This is a genomic window from Streptomyces chartreusis, assembly GCF_008704715.1.
Classification (GTDB): domain Bacteria; phylum Actinomycetota; class Actinomycetes; order Streptomycetales; family Streptomycetaceae; genus Streptomyces; species Streptomyces chartreusis.
Window position 1 is genome coordinate 561,459 of sequence record NZ_CP023689.1, and the last position, 17,338, is coordinate 578,796.

At 71.6% G+C, this 17,338-nt stretch carries 16 protein-coding genes; 12 read left to right on the top strand and 4 right to left on the bottom strand.

From position 1 onward, the window contains the following. The first annotated feature begins 263 nt into the window (after window positions 1-263). The 3 genes from CP983_RS02345 to CP983_RS02355 all read left to right on the top strand — a co-directional run bounded on the left by CP983_RS02345 (window position 264) and on the right by CP983_RS02355 (window position 6,728). On the top strand, window positions 264-2,789 hold the full coding sequence (locus CP983_RS02345; RefSeq protein WP_150498325.1) for a SpoIIE family protein phosphatase: 2,526 nt from the start codon (window positions 264-266) through the stop codon (window positions 2,787-2,789). 278 nt (window positions 2,790-3,067) lie between these two features. Further along, a complete protein-coding gene (locus tag CP983_RS02350) occupies window positions 3,068-5,764 on the top strand; it encodes a SpoIIE family protein phosphatase (RefSeq protein WP_373309782.1) in 2,697 nt (898 codons plus the stop codon). A 145-nt stretch (window positions 5,765-5,909) separates the two neighbouring features. Continuing rightward, window positions 5,910-6,728 carry a chitosanase gene (locus CP983_RS02355; protein ID WP_125528917.1) on the top strand — a complete coding sequence of 273 codons (819 nt, stop codon included), beginning with the start codon at window positions 5,910-5,912 and terminating at the stop codon, window positions 6,726-6,728. Window positions 6,729-6,789: 61 nt separating this feature from the next. Here CP983_RS02355 and CP983_RS02360 read toward each other — a convergent pair whose 3' ends face one another. Both CP983_RS02360 and CP983_RS02365 read right to left on the bottom strand, forming a co-directional pair. Beyond that, complete coding sequence (locus CP983_RS02360; RefSeq protein ID WP_150498327.1) at window positions 6,790-7,689, bottom strand: CU044_5270 family protein; 900 nt, start codon at window positions 7,687-7,689, stop codon at window positions 6,790-6,792. Then, window positions 7,682-8,326: an RNA polymerase sigma factor gene (locus CP983_RS02365; protein ID WP_229914616.1), complete on the bottom strand. Its 645-nt coding sequence runs from the start codon at window positions 8,324-8,326 to the stop codon at window positions 7,682-7,684. The genes CP983_RS02360 and CP983_RS02365 overlap by 8 nt, the downstream gene beginning before the upstream one ends. A 205-nt stretch (window positions 8,327-8,531) precedes the next feature. Here CP983_RS02365 and CP983_RS02370 point away from each other — a divergent pair, with 205 nt between their 5' ends. From CP983_RS02370 to tgmB, 7 genes are all read left to right on the top strand, one after another. After that, window positions 8,532-9,896, top strand: coding sequence for an FAD-dependent oxidoreductase (locus tag CP983_RS02370; protein ID WP_107910363.1), 1,365 nt, complete (start codon window positions 8,532-8,534; stop codon window positions 9,894-9,896). A gap of 99 nt (window positions 9,897-9,995) precedes the next feature. Then, on the top strand, window positions 9,996-10,961 hold the full coding sequence (locus tag CP983_RS02375) for a DUF1152 domain-containing protein (RefSeq protein ID WP_150498329.1): 966 nt from the start codon (window positions 9,996-9,998) through the stop codon (window positions 10,959-10,961). 102 nt (window positions 10,962-11,063) lie between these two features. Beyond that, window positions 11,064-11,558, top strand: coding sequence for a lamin tail domain-containing protein (locus CP983_RS02380; RefSeq protein ID WP_107910359.1), 495 nt, complete (start codon window positions 11,064-11,066; stop codon window positions 11,556-11,558). 218 nt (window positions 11,559-11,776) lie between these two features. After that, on the top strand, window positions 11,777-12,940 hold the full coding sequence (locus tag CP983_RS02385; RefSeq protein ID WP_229914617.1) for a hypothetical protein: 1,164 nt from the start codon (window positions 11,777-11,779) through the stop codon (window positions 12,938-12,940). Window positions 12,941-13,240: 300 nt separating this feature from the next. Beyond that, window positions 13,241-13,537: a DUF1232 domain-containing protein gene (locus CP983_RS02390; RefSeq protein ID WP_030967847.1), complete on the top strand. Its 297-nt coding sequence runs from the start codon at window positions 13,241-13,243 to the stop codon at window positions 13,535-13,537. Between the two features lie 117 nt (window positions 13,538-13,654). Next, window positions 13,655-13,846: a putative ATP-grasp-modified RiPP gene (gene tgmA / locus CP983_RS02395; protein ID WP_150498330.1), complete on the top strand. Its 192-nt coding sequence runs from the start codon at window positions 13,655-13,657 to the stop codon at window positions 13,844-13,846. Window positions 13,847-13,862: 16 nt separating this feature from the next. After that, window positions 13,863-14,837 carry an ATP-grasp ribosomal peptide maturase gene (gene tgmB, locus CP983_RS02400; protein ID WP_107910356.1) on the top strand — a complete coding sequence of 325 codons (975 nt, stop codon included), beginning with the start codon at window positions 13,863-13,865 and terminating at the stop codon, window positions 14,835-14,837. A gap of 6 nt (window positions 14,838-14,843) precedes the next feature. Here the strand turns inward: tgmB and CP983_RS02405 are convergent, their stop codons facing one another. Continuing rightward, complete coding sequence (locus CP983_RS02405; protein WP_030967844.1) at window positions 14,844-15,059, bottom strand: hypothetical protein; 216 nt, start codon at window positions 15,057-15,059, stop codon at window positions 14,844-14,846. 169 nt (window positions 15,060-15,228) lie between these two features. Continuing rightward, window positions 15,229-15,690, bottom strand: coding sequence for a DUF2269 family protein (locus tag CP983_RS02410; protein WP_150498331.1), 462 nt, complete (start codon window positions 15,688-15,690; stop codon window positions 15,229-15,231). Window positions 15,691-15,914: 224 nt separating this feature from the next. On the opposite strand from CP983_RS02410, the gene CP983_RS02415 reads away from it, so the two are divergent. Beyond that, on the top strand, window positions 15,915-16,913 hold the full coding sequence (locus tag CP983_RS02415; RefSeq protein ID WP_150498332.1) for a GlxA family transcriptional regulator: 999 nt from the start codon (window positions 15,915-15,917) through the stop codon (window positions 16,911-16,913). Between the two features lie 73 nt (window positions 16,914-16,986). Next, a complete protein-coding gene (locus tag CP983_RS02420; RefSeq protein WP_030958996.1) occupies window positions 16,987-17,337 on the top strand; it encodes a hypothetical protein in 351 nt (116 codons plus the stop codon). Window position 17,338 lies beyond the last annotated feature (1 nt).

The window sequence follows — 17,338 nt, forward strand, 5'->3', positions numbered from 1 at the left end:
CCCGCACGGACAACGGCAGGGTCCTGCGCACGGTTTCGGCCGCCGGCTCGGCAACGGGAGCTCGTGGCGGGAAGTCGACGCTCCTGCGACCGCCGGTCCGGCGCCCTTTTCCGGTCCCTGGGCGCCGGATCCGGTGGCGTACGCGCTAGTCCGTCCCGGGGGTCGAGTGCGACGGATTCTGTCGCCCCAGGTGCGAGCGGGGGCTCTCGTGGCGCATTCTTGCTGTGTCGCGCGCGTGACGGCGTACGGACGAGGTAGGGCCGATGACTGGGAGCGCCGAGGGCGCAGAGCGGACGCCCGGCGAGCTTGCGGCGCTGCTGATCGATGCCTCGGCGGAGGCGATCAGCGCGGCCGGCGGGCACGCGGGAGGGGTCTACCTGCGCTCCGGCACGCCCGGACTGCTCAGGCTGGCGGTGCTGGAGGGGCTGCCGGGCCCGCTGTTCCGGCCGTGGTGGCGGTTGCACGTCGACCGGCCGTTCCCCGTGGCGGACGCCTACCGCCTCGGTGTCGAGGTGGTGCTGCCGAACGCGACGGAGACGATGCGCCGCTATCCGCAGTTCGCCGCTGGACTGCCGTTCCAGTTCGGATCGCTTTACGTCCCCGTCACCGGCGGATCGTCGGTCTTCGGCGTGCTGACCGTGCTGCGGCCCTCGGCGGGCGACGCCACCGAGCTGCTGCCCGTGCGCGAGCGCATGTCCCAGCTGGCGAAGGAGCTCGGCTCGGCGCTGCGGACCCTGGAGGACGGGGACGCCGCGGCGGTGAACTGGGACGGCGGCCCCCTGTGCGTGCGGCCCCCGGCCAGACGCCGGCCCTCCGGCTACCTCGGCCGGTTCGCCTGGGATCCGGAGACGAACGTCGTGACCGCCGAGGAACGGCTGAACGTCGTCCTGGGCTCCGCTCCCGGGGAGGCCCACGCCACCGTCGAGGAGTTCGCGCAGGCCGTCGCGCCGGGTGACACGGCCAGGATCCTGGCGGCCCTGCGGGAGGCCGCGGGCGGCCGGCCACCGGCCCTGCCGCTGTACGTCCGCGCGGCCAACGACGCGCTGCGGCTGGTCGAGGTCTGGGGGCCGTACGAGGACTCGGCGCCCTTCGCGGCGGCGCCCGTGCGCGGCGTCGTCCTCGACCCGGGGGCGAGCGCGGTGGCGGACGTGGCGGCCGATCAGCTGCCGGACGGAGTGTTCTGCCTGGACCGGCTGGGCTCCGTCGTCTACGCCAATCCGCACGCGGCGAAGCTGCTGCGCCGGCCGCGCGGGGAGCTGCTGGGCCGGACCCTGTGGGAGAGCGTGCCGTGGCTGAACCAGCCATCCGTCGAGGACCATCTGCGGGTCGCTCTGCTGTCCCCGGACCCGGTGCACTTCCACGTCCGCAGACCGCCCGACCCCGAGCGCGAGACCGCCGCCCGCACCTTCAGCGAGGAGCTGCTCGCGCTGTCCGTGTACCCCGGCCCGGACATGCTGACCTGCACGATCCGCCCGGGGCACGGCGCGACGGACACCACCTCCGACCTGCTGGGCACGCACGGCGCGCAAGAGGCCGCCGGGGCCACCTCACTGGCCCCGCTGTACCGCCCGATCGTCCTCGCCATCGCGCTGACGGAGGCCGTCACGCCCCGACAGGTGTCCGCCGTGGTGATGCGGGAGCTGCTGCCGGTGTTCGGCGGCCGCCGGCTCGCCATCTATCTGCTCCAGGAGCGGCACCTCTATCTCGCCTGGGAGACGGGCTTCCCCAAGGGATTCCTCGCCCCCTTCGACGGTGTCAGCCTGGACAAGGGGCTGCCGGGCGTGGAGACGCTGACCACCGGGCGCCCACTGTTCTTCGACTCGATGCAGCAGCTCGCCGACGCCTACCCGGGCATCGCGCTGGACGCGACGGAGGGCGCCCGCGCCTTCCTGCCGCTGATCGCGTCCGGCCGTCCCGTCGGCTCCTGCATCCTCGGCTTCGACCGGCCGCGCAGCTTCAGCAGCGAGGAACGCTCGGTGCTCACCGCCATGGCGGGGCTGATCGCGCACGCCCTGGAGAAGGCGCAGCGCTACGAGAGCGAGGCCGCGCTGGCCCGCGGACTCCAGCAGGCGCTGCTCCCGCGGCGGCTGTCGGAGCACCCGCTGCTGGAGACCGCAGGCCGCTATCTGCCGGGCACCCAGGGCATGGAGGTGGGCGGCGACTGGTACGACGTCGTGTCCGCCGGGGACGCGATCGCGCTGGTCATCGGCGATGTCCAGGGGCACGGCGTGCAGGCGGCGGCCACCATGGGCCAGCTGCGCAGCGCCGTACGCGCCTTCGCGCTCGGCGACCGGCCGCCGGACGAGGTCATGAGCGGCACCAACCACCTGCTCATCGACCTGGACGCCGGACTGTTCGCGAGCTGCTGCTACATCCGGCTGGACCCGTCGACCGGCGTCGCGCAGGCGGCCGTCGCCGGGCACCCGCGCCCGCTGCTGCGCCGCCCCGACGGGCGCACCCAGCTCCTGGACCTGCCGGGCGGGGTCGTGCTCGGCGTGGACCCGCAGGCGCAGTACCCGGTGGCGGAGCTGCGGATGGACCCCGGTGCGGTGCTTGCGCTGTACACGGACGGGATGGTCGAGCGGCCCGGCGTCGACATCGACGACGGCATCAGCGCGCTGCGGGTCGCCCTGGCCAGGGCCGGCGGCCCCGGTGCCCGCCCGGGCGGCCGCACCCTGGCGAGCCTGGCCGACCGGCTCACCGCGACGGCCCGGCACATGACGGACCGCCCCGACGACATCGCGCTGCTGCTCGCCACCCGGCGCGCCACGCCACTGCGCCGGAAGTGAGTGACGGGCCTCCGGATTCCGGTGCCGTGAACCACGTACTGCTGTGGCGGGGGCGGGAGTTGCCCGGTTTCGGTGGATCTTCACGGTGATCGCGGGGCGGAAGCGCAAACAGCGCCTGTCACGGTCCGTGACCTCTCTCGCCTCTGAAGGCCATGCAGTGTAGACATGGGCACATGGTCCGACTATCGGGTCGATCCGGGGCCCGGTCGGCACGTCGTCCCAGCGGTCCGCGCACCCGGGGTGCGCCGGACCGCGGCACGGTGGTGCCCGAGCGGGGAATGCCGTTCGACCCCGGCGCCCAGGAGCAGCGCAAGGGCCTGTTCGGGCGGCTGCGGTCCGGCGTCGGCGGGCGCAGTGTCGCCGGACAGGTGTTCCTGCTCCAGGTCGTGATCGTGCTGCTGCTGGTCGTGGCCGCGGTCGTGGCCCTGGTGCTCCAGGTGCGGTACGACACCACGCAGGAGGCCCGCAACCGCTCCGTCGCGGTGGCCGAGGCGTTCGCGAACGCGCCGGGCACCCGGGAGGCGCTGAGCAGCCCCGATCCCACGGCCGTGCTCCAGCCGAAGGCCGAGGCGGCCCGCAAGGCCACCGGCGTGGACTTCATCGTCGTCATGAACACCGAAGGCATCCGCTACACCCACCCCAAGCCGGACCGGATCGGCAAGCACTTCGTCGGGAACCTGCAGCCCGCGCTCGAAGGCAGGGTGGTGACCGAGCAGATCACCGGCACCATCGGCCCGCTGGTGCAGGCCGTGGTCCCGATCAAGGATCCCGGCGGGAAGGTGGTCGGTCTGGTGTCGGCGGGGATCACGACGGACACCGTGGGCGGTACGGCGGACCGGCAGCTGCCGCTCGTCCTGATCGCCGCGGCGGCAGCGCTCGCCCTGTCCACGGCCGGCACGGCCCTCGTCAGCAGACGGCTGCTGCGGCAGACGCACGGCCTCGGGCCGGACGAGATGACCCGGATGTACGAGCACCACGACGCGGTTCTGCACGCCGTGCGCGAGGGCGTGGTGATCGTCGGCGACGAGGGCCGGCTGCTCCTGGCCAACGACGAGGCGCACCGCCTGCTCGACCTGCCCGAGGACGCCGAGGGACGCAAGGTGCTCGACCTCGGGCTCGCCGCCGACACGGCCGAGCTGCTGGACTCCGGCCGGATGGCCACGGACGAGGTGCACCTGGTCAAGGACCGCCTCCTGGCCGTCAACCAGCGCCCCACCCACCTCAGGGGCCGCCCCTCCGGCAGCGTCGCCACGGTGCGCGACTCCACGGAGCTGCGGGCCCTGTCCGGCCGCGCCGAGGAGGCCCGCGAGCGCCTGAACATGCTGTACGACGCCGGCGTGGGCATCGGCACCAGCCTGGACGTCACCCGCACCGCCGAGGAACTGGCGGAGCTGGCGGTCCCCCGGTTCGCGGACTTCGCCACCGTAGACCTGTTCGACGTGGTGCTGGGCGGCGGGCAGCCGGAGGCGGTGACCAGGCTGCGCCGCACCGCGTGCAGCGGGATACGCAAGGACGCGCCGCTGTACCCGGTGGGCCAGCAGATCCGGTTCGTCGACTCCTCGCCGCAGGCCCGGGCCCTGAGCGGCGGGCACGCCGTCATCGAGCCGCTGCTGCACGAGGCGCCGGGCTGGCGTGCCCAGGACCTGGAGCGCTCGGCGCAGGTGGTGGAGTTCGGCATCCACTCGCTGATCGCGGTGCCGCTGCGGGCGGGGTCGCTGCTGCTGGGCGTGGTGAGCTTCTGGCGGTCGCAGAAGGGCGAGCCGTTCGACACCGACGAGGTGGCGCTCGCCGAGGAACTGGTGGCGCGGGCGGCGGTGTCCATCGACAACGCCCGCCGGTACACGCGCGAGCACAGCATGGCGGTCACGCTCCAGCGCAGCCTGCTGCCGCGCAGCCTGCCCGAGCAGAACGCCCTGGACATCGCCTACCGGTATCTGCCGGCGCAGGCCGGAGTGGGCGGCGACTGGTTCGACGTACTGCCGCTGTCCGGCGCCCGGGTGGCGCTGGTGGTCGGGGACGTCGTGGGCCACGGGCTGCACGCGGCGGCCACCATGGGACGGCTGCGCACCGCCGTGCACAACTTCTCCGCCCTGGACCTGCCGCCCGACGAGCTGCTCGGGCTCCTGGACGAGCTGGTCGCGCGGATCGACCAGGACGAGGCCCAGGAGGGCGACACCGCCGCGGTGACCGGCGCGACCTGTCTGTACGCGATCTACGACCCGGTGTCCCGGCGGTGCACGATCGCCCGCGCAGGGCACCCGCCGCCGGCCCTGGTCCGGCCGGACGGCACCGTGGAGTTCCCGGACGTACCCGCCGGTCCCCCGCTGGGCCTGGGCGGGCTGCCGTTCGAGATGGCCGAGCTGGAGCTCGCGGAGGACAGCCGGCTCGTGCTGTACACCGACGGGCTGGTGGAGGACCGGGACCACGACATCGACGAGGGCCTGGAGCAGCTGCGCGTGGCGCTGACCGGGACCGGCCGCACGCCGGAGGAGACCTGCCAGGCCGTCCTGGAGGCCCGGCTCGCGGGGCGCCAGAGCGACGACATCGCGCTGATCGTGGCGCGTACGCGCGCGCTCGGATCCGACATGGTCGCCGAGTGGGACGTGCCGCCGGACCCGGCGGCCGTGGGCCAGGTCCGCTCCGCCGTGACGGAGACGCTGGAGCGCTGGGGGCTCGAGGAGCTGTCGTTCGCCACGGAGCTGATGCTGAGCGAGCTGGTCACCAACGCCATCCGGTACGGCGGTGACCCGATCCGGGTGCGCATGCTGCGCGACCGGAGTCTGATCTGCGAGGTCTTCGACGCCAGCAGCACCTCGCCGCATCTGCGCTACGCCGCCATGACGGACGAGGGCGGGCGTGGCCTGTTCCTGGTCGCGCAGCTCGCCGAGCGCTGGGGCACTCGCTATCTGCCGGCGGGCAAGGTGATCTGGGCGGAACAGTCCCTGCCGCAGCCGGGGGCGCAGCTCCTGCCGTGACCGGCGGAGCCGCCGCGGCGGCTTGTAGATAGGTACGAACCTTCGACGCGACCGGTGCCCTGCGCGCCCAGCTTCTGATAGGAAACCTTCCTATCAGTGACAGGAACGGCCAACTCCCCACCCCCCACCTCCCATTGGAGACGCCGTGAAACACCCCACGCACACGTCGCGCCGCACGCTTCTCACCCTGATAGGCGCGTCACTCGCGTCAGCCCCACTCCTGAGCACCCCCCGTGCCGCCGCGCAGAGCGCCGCGGTGGGACTCGACGACCCGGCGAAGAAGGAGATCGCCATGAAGCTGGTGTCGAGCGCGGAGAACTCCTCGCTCGACTGGAAGGCGCAGTACAAGTACATCGAGGACATCGGCGACGGCCGCGGCTACACCGCGGGCATCATCGGCTTCTGCTCCGGCACGGGCGACATGCTCGACCTCGTGGAGCTGTACACCGGCCGCCGCCCCGGCAACGTCCTCGCCTCGTACCTGCCGGCCCTGCGCCGGGTCGACGGCACCGACTCGCACGACGGCCTCGACCCGAACTACCCGCGCGACTGGGGCCGGGCCGCGCAGGACCAGGCGTTCAAGCAGGCGCAGAACGACGAGCGCGACCGTGTGTACTTCAACCCGGCCGTGCAGCAGGGCAAGACCGACGGACTGCGCGTGCTCGGCCAGTTCGCGTACTACGACGCCATCGTCATGCACGGCGACGGCTCGGACCCGACCAGCTTCCGCAACATCCGCAAGCGCGCCCTGAACCGGGCCCGGCCGCCGGCCCAGGGCGGTGACGAGGTCACGTACCTCAACGCCTTCCTGGACGCGCGGGTGTGGGCCATGAAGCAGGAGGAGGCCCACAGCGACACCAGCCGGGTCGACACGGCCCAGCGGGTCTTCCTGCGGGCGGGCAACCTCGACCTCAACACACCGCTGAACTGGAAGGTGTACGGGGACAGCTTCCACATCGACTGACCGGGACCCGGGTTGCCGTACGACCCCCGTCCGTACGGCAACCCACCCGCCCCGCCGCGGCCTAGGGGCGCTGCCCGATGCTGTCCACGACGGCGATGTCCGCCCGGCTGCGCATCTCGCGGTACTTGTCGCGGCCCCGGTTGCTGCCCGTCAGCCGCAGGCCCAGGTAGGCGTAGGTCCGCGGGTCGAAGATGAACGAGTAGGTGAGCTCGGGGTAGGTCACCGCGACCCCCGGGCGGCCGAGCCCGTCGACCGCCTCGTGGTCGGTCCGGATACCGGGGATCCTCGCCACGGCCTCGAAGACGGCGGCCTCCAGACCGGGCGGCATGACCCGCGGCACCACGAAGAACTGGCACGCGTTCCCGAAGGCCTCGAGGTCGGCTCCGGGGCGCCCCATCCTCAGCACCTTCAGCAGCTCCGCGGGGTCCGTCGGCCACTTCGCGAGCTTCGCGTACTCGGTCGGCGGCCACGCCACCTCGTGCTCACCGAGCGGCGGGTCGTCGTGAACCTTGCCGTACTCCTCGCGACGGGACGGCCTGGACCCGTCCACGGAGATCCAGCTCTCGTCCGTCCAGGTCTTCCTCTTCCCGCCCTCCGCATAGGTCCGGGTGATGAAGTTCCTGGTGTACACGTACTGGTCGTTGCGCGGGACCGGCAGCCGCACGCCTTCGGCCCGGGACCGGTCCGCGGCGCGGTGCAGCAGCTGCGCGGCGCTCAGCTCGGTCATCCGCGGGCTGTCCGTTCCCCGCTCGCCCCGGGTCGCGTACACGGCGCCTCCCGCGACCGCCGCCCCGGCCGTCCCGGCGACGGCGACACGGAGCATCAGCCGCCGGGACAGCGGGCGCGGACGCCCTTCCTGGACGATGGCGTGCCGCAGTCGGGCGCGGGCGGCGGAGCGGGCGTCGTCGGTGGGCGGAGGTACATCGGCCGCAAGGTCGCGCACCACGGTGAGGTCATCCACGATCGGTCTCCTCGGTCTCCTCGTGAAGGGCTGCGGGATCCGACCCGCCCAGCGCCCGGCGCAGGCCGGTGCGCGCCCGGTGCAGTCGCGAACGCACGGTTCCGACCGGGACGCCGAGGGCCTCGGCGGCCTCCGTGTAGTCGAGGTCGCCCCAGGCGATCAGCAGCAGCACGTCCCGGTTGCGGGCCGGCAGCGCCGCGAGGGCGCCCGCCAGCCGGGCACGGGAGCCCTCGGCACTGACGCGGGCGGCCACCCGGTCCTCCAGCGGCTCGCCCTCCGCCGGGGCGGTGCCGGCGACGCGGGAGAGCGCCTTGAGGCGCCGCGCCTCCGCGCGCCGGTGCTGGCCGACCAGGTTGGTGACGATGCCGTACAGCCACGGGCGTGCGTGGGTGCGCGCGAGGTCGTAGCGGCGGCGCTGCTGGAAGGCGATCACGAAGGTCTCGGCCATCAGGTCGTCGGCGACCTCGGTGCCCAGCCGCCTGGCGACGTACCGGTGGATGTCGTCGGCGTAGCGGTTGAAGAGCACCGCGAACACGTCGGGGTCGGCCCAGGACCGCTCGATGGCCGAGGCGTCGGAGTCGGGGTCGTCGTGCGGGCCGGGCACGGCGTGGACTCCGACGCCTGTCGCAGCGGTCACTGCTCGCCTTCCAGGTTCATGGATTTCCCTCGAGGTCGCGGGCGTGGTCGACAGCTGTTGGCCGATGCCCGTGTTCGAGTTCCACATCCTCTGGTCATAGAATTGATTTATGAGCTCATAGGTCGGACCCGCGTACCGACTTAGGCTTGCCTTAGTTTAGGCTTCCCGTCGAGTCGATCTATCGCCGCTCGAAGGGAACCTGATCATGCCCCGCCCCCTGCGGGTAGCCATCGTCGGAGCCGGCCCCGCCGGGATCTACGCCGCCGACGCGTTGCTCAAGTCCGAGGTGGCCGCCGAGCCCGGCGTTTCCATCGACCTGTTCGAGCGCATGCCCGCGCCGTTCGGACTGATCCGTTACGGCGTCGCCCCCGACCACCCCCGCATCAAGGGCATCATCACGGCCCTCCACCAGGTGCTCGACAAGCCGCAGATCCGTCTCTTCGGCAACGTCGACTACCCGGGGGACCTGAGCCTGGACGACCTGCGCGCGTTCTACGACGCCGTGATCTTCTCGACCGGCGCGACGGCCGACCGTGCGCTGCCGATCCCGGGCATCGACCTCGACGGCTCGTACGGCGCGGCGGACTTCGTCTCCTGGTACGACGGCCACCCGGACGTGCCGCGCACCTGGCCGCTGGAGGCGGAGAAGGTCGCCGTGCTCGGCGTCGGCAACGTCGCGCTGGACGTGGCCCGCATCCTGGCCAAGACGGCGGACGAGCTGCTCCCGACCGAGATCCCGCCGAACGTCCACGACGGCCTGAAGGCCAACAAGGCGCTGGAGATCCACGTGTTCGGCCGCCGCGGCCCGGCACAGGCGAAGTTCTCCCCGATGGAGCTGCGGGAGCTGGACCACTCCCCCAACATCGAGGTCATCGTCGACCCCGAGGACATCGACTACGACGCGGGCTCGATCGAGACCCGGCGCGGCAACAAGCAGGCCGACATGGTCGCCAAGACCCTGGAGAACTGGGCGATCCGCGACGTCGGCGACCGCCCGCACAAGCTGTTCCTGCACTTCTTCGAGTCGCCCTCGGAGGTCCTCGGCGAGGACGGCAAGGTCGTCGGCCTGCGCACCGAGCGCACCACCCTCGACGGCACCGGCAACGTCAAGGGCACCGGCGAGTTCAAGGACTGGGACGTCACCGCGATCTACCGCGCCGTCGGCTACCTCTCCGACAAACTCCCCAAGCTGCCCTGGGACATCGAGTCGGGCACGGTCCCGGACGAGGGCGGCCGGGTGATACAGGAGTCCGGCGAGCACCTTCAGTCGACGTACGTCACCGGCTGGATCCGGCGCGGTCCGGTGGGCCTCATCGGGCACACCAAGGGCGACGCCAACGAGACGGTGTCGAACCTGCTGGCCGACTTCGCGGGCGGCCGTCTCCAGACGCCGTCCTCGCCCGAGCCGGAGGCCGTGGACGCCTTCCTGGCCGAGCGGAACGTGCGGTTCACCACGTGGGAGGGCTGGTACAAGCTCGACGCCGCCGAGAAGGCGCTGGGCGAGCCGCAGGGCCGTGAGCGCGTGAAGCTCGTCGAGCGCGAGGACATGCTCCGCGAGAGCGGCGCGTAACCCGCCGACCGGCATCGACCGGGAGGGCCGGAGGTTCACACCTTCGGCCCTCCCTGTATTTTCCTCTCCCCGATGATCTCCGCCTGTTAGCGTCCCCCGGTGTTCTCACTCCTGGAGCCCCCTTTCCTGACCCGGCTGCGCGACGCGCGGCGGGTGCTCATCGCCGGCGCGGGCGGCGGTTTCGACGTGTACGCCGGACTGCCCCTGGCCCTCGCCCTGCGCGCGGCCGGCAAGGACGTCCACCTGGCCAACCTGTCCTTCTCCGACCTCTACGGGCTGGACCTCGACACGTGGGTGGACCACGACGTCGCGGCGATACGCCCGGACACCGCCGCGCGCGGCGACTACTTCCCCGAGCGGACGCTCGCCCGCTGGCTGGCCGGGCAGGACCTGCCCGACACGGTGTACGCCTTCCCCCGCACGGGCGTGCGGCCGCTCCGGGACGCCTACCGCACGCTTCTGGCGCATCTGGGCGGGGTGGACGCCGTCGTCCTGGTGGACGGCGGTACCGACATCCTCATGCGCGGCGACGAGAACGGGCTGGGCACGCCGGAGGAGGACATGGCGAGCCTGGCGGCCGTGGCCGGGCTCGACGAGGTCGCCGTACGGCTGGTGGCGTGCCTGGGGTTCGGGGTGGACGCCTATCACGGGGTCAACCACTCGCTGGTGCTGGAGAATCTCGCCGCACTGGACCGCGAGGGCGGCTACCTCGGCGCGTTCTCGCTGCCGCGCGACAGCCATGAGGGGCGCCTGTACCTCGACGCGGTGGCGCACGCCCAGCGGTGCACGCCGGACCATCCGAGCATCGTCCAGGGGTCCGTCGCCGCAGCGGTGCGCGGCGAGTTCGGCGACGTCCGGTTCACCGAGCGGACCAAGGGCGGCGAACTGTTCGTCAATCCGCTCATGGCCCTGTACTTCTGCGTCGACGCGCCCGCGCTGGCCCGGCACAACCTGTATCTCGACCGGCTCGAGAACACCGCGCTCATGCGCCAGATCAGTTCGGTCATCTCGGACTTCCGCGACGAGCTCCCCCGTCAGCGGCCACCGCGGGCCTACCCGCACTGACGCACCCGCGTCCCGCATTTCGGTGAAATCGACGTAGCACCCGTATCGCCTGGTTAAAATCCTGATCTTCACAGAAGTTCCACACAGGGGGGATGTTTCTCCATGCGCATACGCATGTTCGTCACGACCGCGCTCGCCACCGGCACCCTCGCCGCACTCGCCGCCGCACCCGCACAGGCCACCGAGTACTCGTCCGCGCTGAAGGTCCGCGGCATCCAGTACGACGCGCCCGGCAGCGACTCCAACAGCTGCCGCACCGGCAACACCGACGAGGAATACCTGACGATCAAGAACTACTCGTCGGGCACGACGGTCAACCTCAAGGGCTACGTCGTGAAGGACAAGGCCGGCAACAGGTTCACGTTCACGGCGAACCACTACCTCCAGCCCGGCGACTACGTGAAGCTGCGCGGCGGCAACGGCACCGACTCCGACACGAAGAACGTCGTCTACCGCGACAACTGCAACTTCATGTGGAACAACGACAAGGACACGATCTACCTCTACAAGCCCTCGGGCGCCGGGGCGGACTCGCACGCCTACACCAAGTCCCAGAACGACCGGGACGGCAACGGCTACATCACGTACCACAACTGAGCGGACGTGGCGGATGAGCGGGACCCGCCCCAATGCGGATGGTGGGCGGGTCCCGCTCAACGAGTCATTGTCATGACGGGACGGGGCGCGGGCCACGGGTGAAAGGCCATCGGCGGGTGCGGATCACGCACACCCCGTGTGCGGACCCCGGCGAGTGGGCAGTCATCTGCGACGACGATACTTGTAAGAAGCACGCGCCCCCGCCCATAGATGGACCCATGCCCAGTTCCTCCAGCACCCGTCCCACGACTCCTCCCACGGTGTGGTCGGCCCACGGCCGCCACCCGGGCCCCGCAGCTCAGGACGCGGTCCGCACCGCACTGCGGCAGCTCAAGGACAACCGCACCATCGACGACTTCCTGGAACTGCCCGAGGACGAGGCCGCCCAGGACTGGATCTTCGAGGCCCGATGGCGGGTCGCCGGCTCCCTGACCGTACGGGCCCGGCTGACCGTCCGGCGCGACTCGGGCAGCGGCCAGGAGTGGGTGCTGGTCGCCGAGGCCGAGGCTCCGTGGGATCCCCGTTGGCCCTCTCCGGCCGCGATGTTCTGGCCGCAGGAGCCGGACGCGACCTGGGACCACGACCCGGTCACGGGCCTGCGACTGCGCGAGATCAACCCCCTCGACCCGGACGACAAGGCCGTACGGCGCATACTGCGGGACGCCGCCCGGGACGGCTGGAGCATCCATGTCGTCGTCCACGAGGCCATGACCACCGACCAGCGCGGACAGGTGCCGCTCGCCGGGATGCTGCCGCCGAGCCTGCGGCACCGGGTCGTCGAGCACCGCGCCGCGCCCAGCCAGCTGCGCGTCGTGAACTGGGCCCTGCGGGACCTCGGTTTGCAGGTGCCGCGCGGCGGCGCCGTGGTGCTGCCCGGCGCTCCGGCGCCGGACGACTACGACGCCGACGCCTTCGCCGTGCGCAGCGTCTTCCTCGACGGCTCGGAGCCGGCCGAACTCATCCACGCCGTGACACGCTTCGCCGCGCTGCCGCGACCCCTGCCCGAGGACGCCCAGGAGGCCCTCACCGCCCTGCGCGACGACTGGCGGCTGCTGACCCTCGAGGAGGAGCTCACGCGCGAGCGCAAGCTCGTGGCGATGTACGCGGAGGCCCTGGACGCGATGACGAAGTCCCGCGACCTGTACCGCGAGGCCGCCGAGCAGGCGCACGCGGCGCTGGCCGCGTTCCGGGAGTCCGCCGACGCCGCACCCGAACGGCAGCCGCAGCCGGCCGCTGTCGCGGCACCCTCGCCCCTCCAACAACTGACCCGCACCTTCGAACGCCTCAAGAGCTCGACCCGGCCCCGCAAGGCCGCTCCTGACACCGTCGTCGAGCAGGAGCCCGAGACCGTCGTGGCCCAGCGGGAGACTTCGGACCGGTAACGGCAGCCGGTCGTCGGTGGCTGGTCGCGCAGTTCCCCGCGCCCCTGGGTCGGCTTTGAGCAGGGCGCTGCGACGTACGGGGGATGCGGCGCTTTCGTGGGGCCCGGCTACTGCGTCATGCGGGTGGTATTCGGTGCGCGGGCGGGGCGGGGGAGGCAGGTGACCGCCTCGTTTGTGCGTCTTCCGTCCTGACGGGTGATGCGATGCGGCCGGGTGACCGTCGTCATGCAATGTGCGCGACCGGAGCGGGCATCCGATTAGCAGTGCGTGTGACGTGCGGCACCGGCAGGAGGAGGGTCAGTGGAGTCGACCACCGCGGTGATCGTCGCCGCCGTGGCCCTCGCGGCCGTCGTGCTCGCCGTGGCCGTCGGGGTGCTGGTGCGGCTCGTGCGGACGCGGCGCCTGCTGCGGCGATCCGGGCTGCCTACCGGGCCGCGGTGGGTGTTCTGGGGTGCCGTCCTCTACTTCGTGCTGCCGGCCGATCTGGTGCCCGATCCGGTGTATCTGGACGACATCGGCGTGCTCTTGCTGGCACTGCGTACCCTGCGCCGTTCTCCCGAAGCGGGACCGCCGGACGCCGTTGATTACAGAAAGTAAGGAAACCAATCACTCGTTCGATTCGTTTAAGTAAGTGGAAACCAAAAGGCGTCGGTGACCGAGGGCCGCCGCCGGGTGGCCAGGCTCGATCGGAGCAGCACCTGTAAGGGAGAGACGATGCAACCGTTCGCGCTCAACTATGCACGGCCGGCCGCGGAGTTGGAGGTCACCACTCCGTACGTCTACGACTCCGGTTTGCAGTTGAACGTGCTCCGTGACGGCCGCATAGCCGCCCGTGATCACGCCTTGATGCGGGAGTTGGGCACCACGACGTCCACAGCGGGCTCCAAGACTCACTTCGACGACTGAACACAGGCCGGCGAATATGACCGTCTTGATTCTGACGAGCGAAGAAGACGTGACGGCGGACATGGTGGTGGTGCATCTGAACGCGTCCGGCGTTCCGGTGTTCCGGCTCGATCCCGCCGACCTGACCGACGGGGTGTCCCTGTCGGGCGAGTTCGTGCACGGCGCGTTCCGCGGCCATCTCTGGGCCGCGGGGCGCCTGGTGAGCATCGCCGGGCTGCGCTCGGTCTGGCTGCGCAGGCCGGGAGCCGCTGCGCAGCGGGCGGCAAGCCCCTCGACCTGGTTGACGGAGGAGGCCGGGCAGGCGCTGTACGGCATGCTGCGCGGCAGTGAGGCCCGCTGGATGAACCATCCGGACGCGGCCCGCCGGGCCCGTCACAAACCCTGGCAACTACGGCTGGCCCAGCGGTGCGGACTGCCCGTCCCGGCGACCTTGATAACGACGTTCCCGCAGGCCGCCCGCGAGTTCGCCGCCCGCTACCCGGACCTCGTGGTCAAGCCGGTGTCGGGTGCGCATCCGCAGGACCCGCCCCGCGCCGTGCCGACCAGCAGAGTCGCCCCGGACACGGACTTCTCCGCCGTCGCGTTCGGACCGACCCTGCTGCAACGGCGCGTGGCCAAGCGGGCCGACATCCGTCTCACCGTGATAGGCGACCGGTTGCTGGCCGCGCGTAAGACGACCGGGACGGAGGCCGAGGTGGACGTCCGGTTCGCGGCGTCGGACGCGCCGTGGGAGGCCGTCGATGTCGCACCGCGCGTCGCCGAGGCGGTCCTCGCCTATATGGAGGGTGCCGAACTGTCCTACGGCGCCTTCGACTTCGTCGAGGACGCCGACGGGGTGTGGTGGTTCCTGGAGTGCAATCAGTCGGGCCAGTTCGGCTTCGTCGAGGTCGACACCGGCCAGCCGATCGCCCGCACCATCGCCGAGTGGCTGGCCCAGCCGGTGGCGGGGCCGGAGTCGCACGTCAACGGCGCGAGCGCGAGGGTCGTCTGATCCGGCTCAGCCGGCGTGCGGCCCGGGCGGCAGGGCGCTGCGCTGCCAGGTCGGGGCCGGGGGCGTCTGACGTACGGGAGCCGGCGCGTGACCGAGCGGCGGTCCCGGCTGCATCACGAACTGCAGGTCCCGGCTGACGCGTTCGGCCTCCCTGCGCACCTGGGTGGGGATGTCGCCGCGTTCCGCGATCAGCCGGTCGTAAATGGGGGAATCCTGAAACACCCGTCAACGCGCCTTTCATGTCGTGGCCCTTGTGTGCATATGGGCACGGCTGTCGAGTCTAGGCGCCGACGCACACTGAAGTGCGAATTCTGCCAGAGCGCTTCGCGGGCGACGAACGGGTGCTATGGCGGCCCCAGACACGTGGTCCGGGGCCGCCGACCTGCCCGGTTCAGGCGCCGGTCGTCGACCCGGGCCGGACGACCATGAGGATGGTGACGGTCGCCCACAGGAGGTTGAAGATGCCGGTGACCATGGCCAGTTGGACGGTGGCCGAGCGGTCGACGGGCTTCTCGGCGTCCAGTTGCTCCAGTACCTCCTCCTGGCGGGGCAGGACGAACGCGATCAGCAGGCCGGCGGCCGCGGCGGTCAGGGCGATGGACGTGATGAGCCAGCCACTGCCGAGGACGCCCATCGCGAGGGCGGTGGCGAGGCCGAGGACGGGGACCGACAGCCCGATGGTCGCGTAGACGCGGCAGATGCGGTGCAGGAGGCGGACGGTGCCCACCGCCACGGCGCCGTCCGTCGCCGGGACGCGGCGTGCGGCCGGCGGGAACATGCTGGCCGCGACGGTGACGGGGCCGACGGCGACGATGGCGGCAAGGACGTGAAGGATGAGCAGGATCTTGGTCATCGGGTGCTGTCGGTCTCCGTGTCGGCGTGGCATCAGGACCGCGGGCCCGGCTGGCGCGGGGCGGCGGCCCCGCCCACGTTAGAGATCTTCCCGCGCCTCGCACAGGGGCTGAAATGACAGGAACCAACGGGTTCCCGCCACCACCCGCATCCGGACCTGTGCTGTACATCACCGCCTCCACCTGGGCTTCTGGGCATGGCGGGATTCTGTCTAGGGTGGCAGTCATGCACACCGTGGCGATCCTGGTTCTCGACAACGTGGTGCCGTTCGACATGGCGACGCCGTTCCAGATGTTCGGCTGGACCCGGCTACCGGACGGCCGCCGCCCCTACCGGGTCCGGCTGTGCGCCGAGTCGCCCGAGGTGCGCACCGAGGGCTTCGCCCTGCGCATCGACCGGGGGCTCGACGGGCTGGCGGACGCGGACACGATCATCGTGCCGGGCTGCGACGAGACCGGGCCGCCCTCCGCCGACGTGATGGCGGCCCTGCGCCGGGCCGCCGAGTCCGGCACCCGGATCGCGTCCGTGTGCGTGGGCGCCTTCGTCCTCGCCGAGGCCGGACTGCTGGACGGGCTGCGCGCCACCACCCACTGGATGGCGACAGGCGAGCTGGCTCGGCGTTTCCCCGACGTGCAGGTGGAGCCGGACGTCCTGTACGTCGACAACGGACGGATCCTCACCTCCGCCGGGGCCGCCGCGGGGCTGGACATGTGCCTGCACATGATCAGGCGGGACCTCGGTTCGGCGGTGGCCGCGCACACCGCTCGCATGTCCGTCGTACCCCTCGAACGCGAGGGCGGGCAGGCGCAGTTCATCGTGCACGAGCACCCGCCCGTGCCGCGCGGCTCGGCGCTCGAACCGATGCTGGAGTGGATCGAGGACAACCTCGCCGGGGAGATCACCCTCGGGGCGATGGCCGAGCGCTCGGGGATGAGCGAGCGCACCTTCAGCCGCCGGTTCCGCGAGCAAACGGGCACCACTCCGTTGCAGTGGCTGCTGCGGGCACGGGTGCGCCGGGCGCAGTATCTGCTGGAGAACAGCGACCATCCGGTCGAGCGGATCGCCCGCCAGGCGGGGTTCGGATCGCCGACGGCGTTCCGCGAGCGCTTCCGCCGCGTGGTGGGCACGACACCGCACTCCTACCGGTCCGCGTTCCAGGGGAAGGCCGCGGCGATCGCCCCGCCGAATCCGGCGGACCACGCCCGTTCCGTCACGGTGGGATAATTCACCCGAATCCACGAGGGCTGTGAGCAGTTGGACAGGGTGATTCAATCCGCCCCAAGGACGGTGTACGCCCATGAACTGCTCCAGCCGCCTGCTGTGTCTCCTCTACGTCGCCACGAGCGGGGGGCTCGCCTGGACCTCCATCCTGGAAGTGAGGTACGGCCCGATGTGGGCCGCGTGTCTGTTCGCGGCCGCCAGTCTCGTGCCCGTCATCGCCGTCGTGCGGGAGACGGTGATCGGTGAACAGCGACGGATCCTGCTGGATCTGATCGCGCGGGCCTCGCGCGGCGGCGGGGATGCCGCGGAGGCGATCGTCCGGGCGGAGCTCGACTCGGCGTGCTGCGAGCGCTGGTGGACCAGCCTCGGCACCGAGCACGAGATGACGTGCCGGCACTGGATGCCGCACAGCAGCAGCGCGGCGTGAA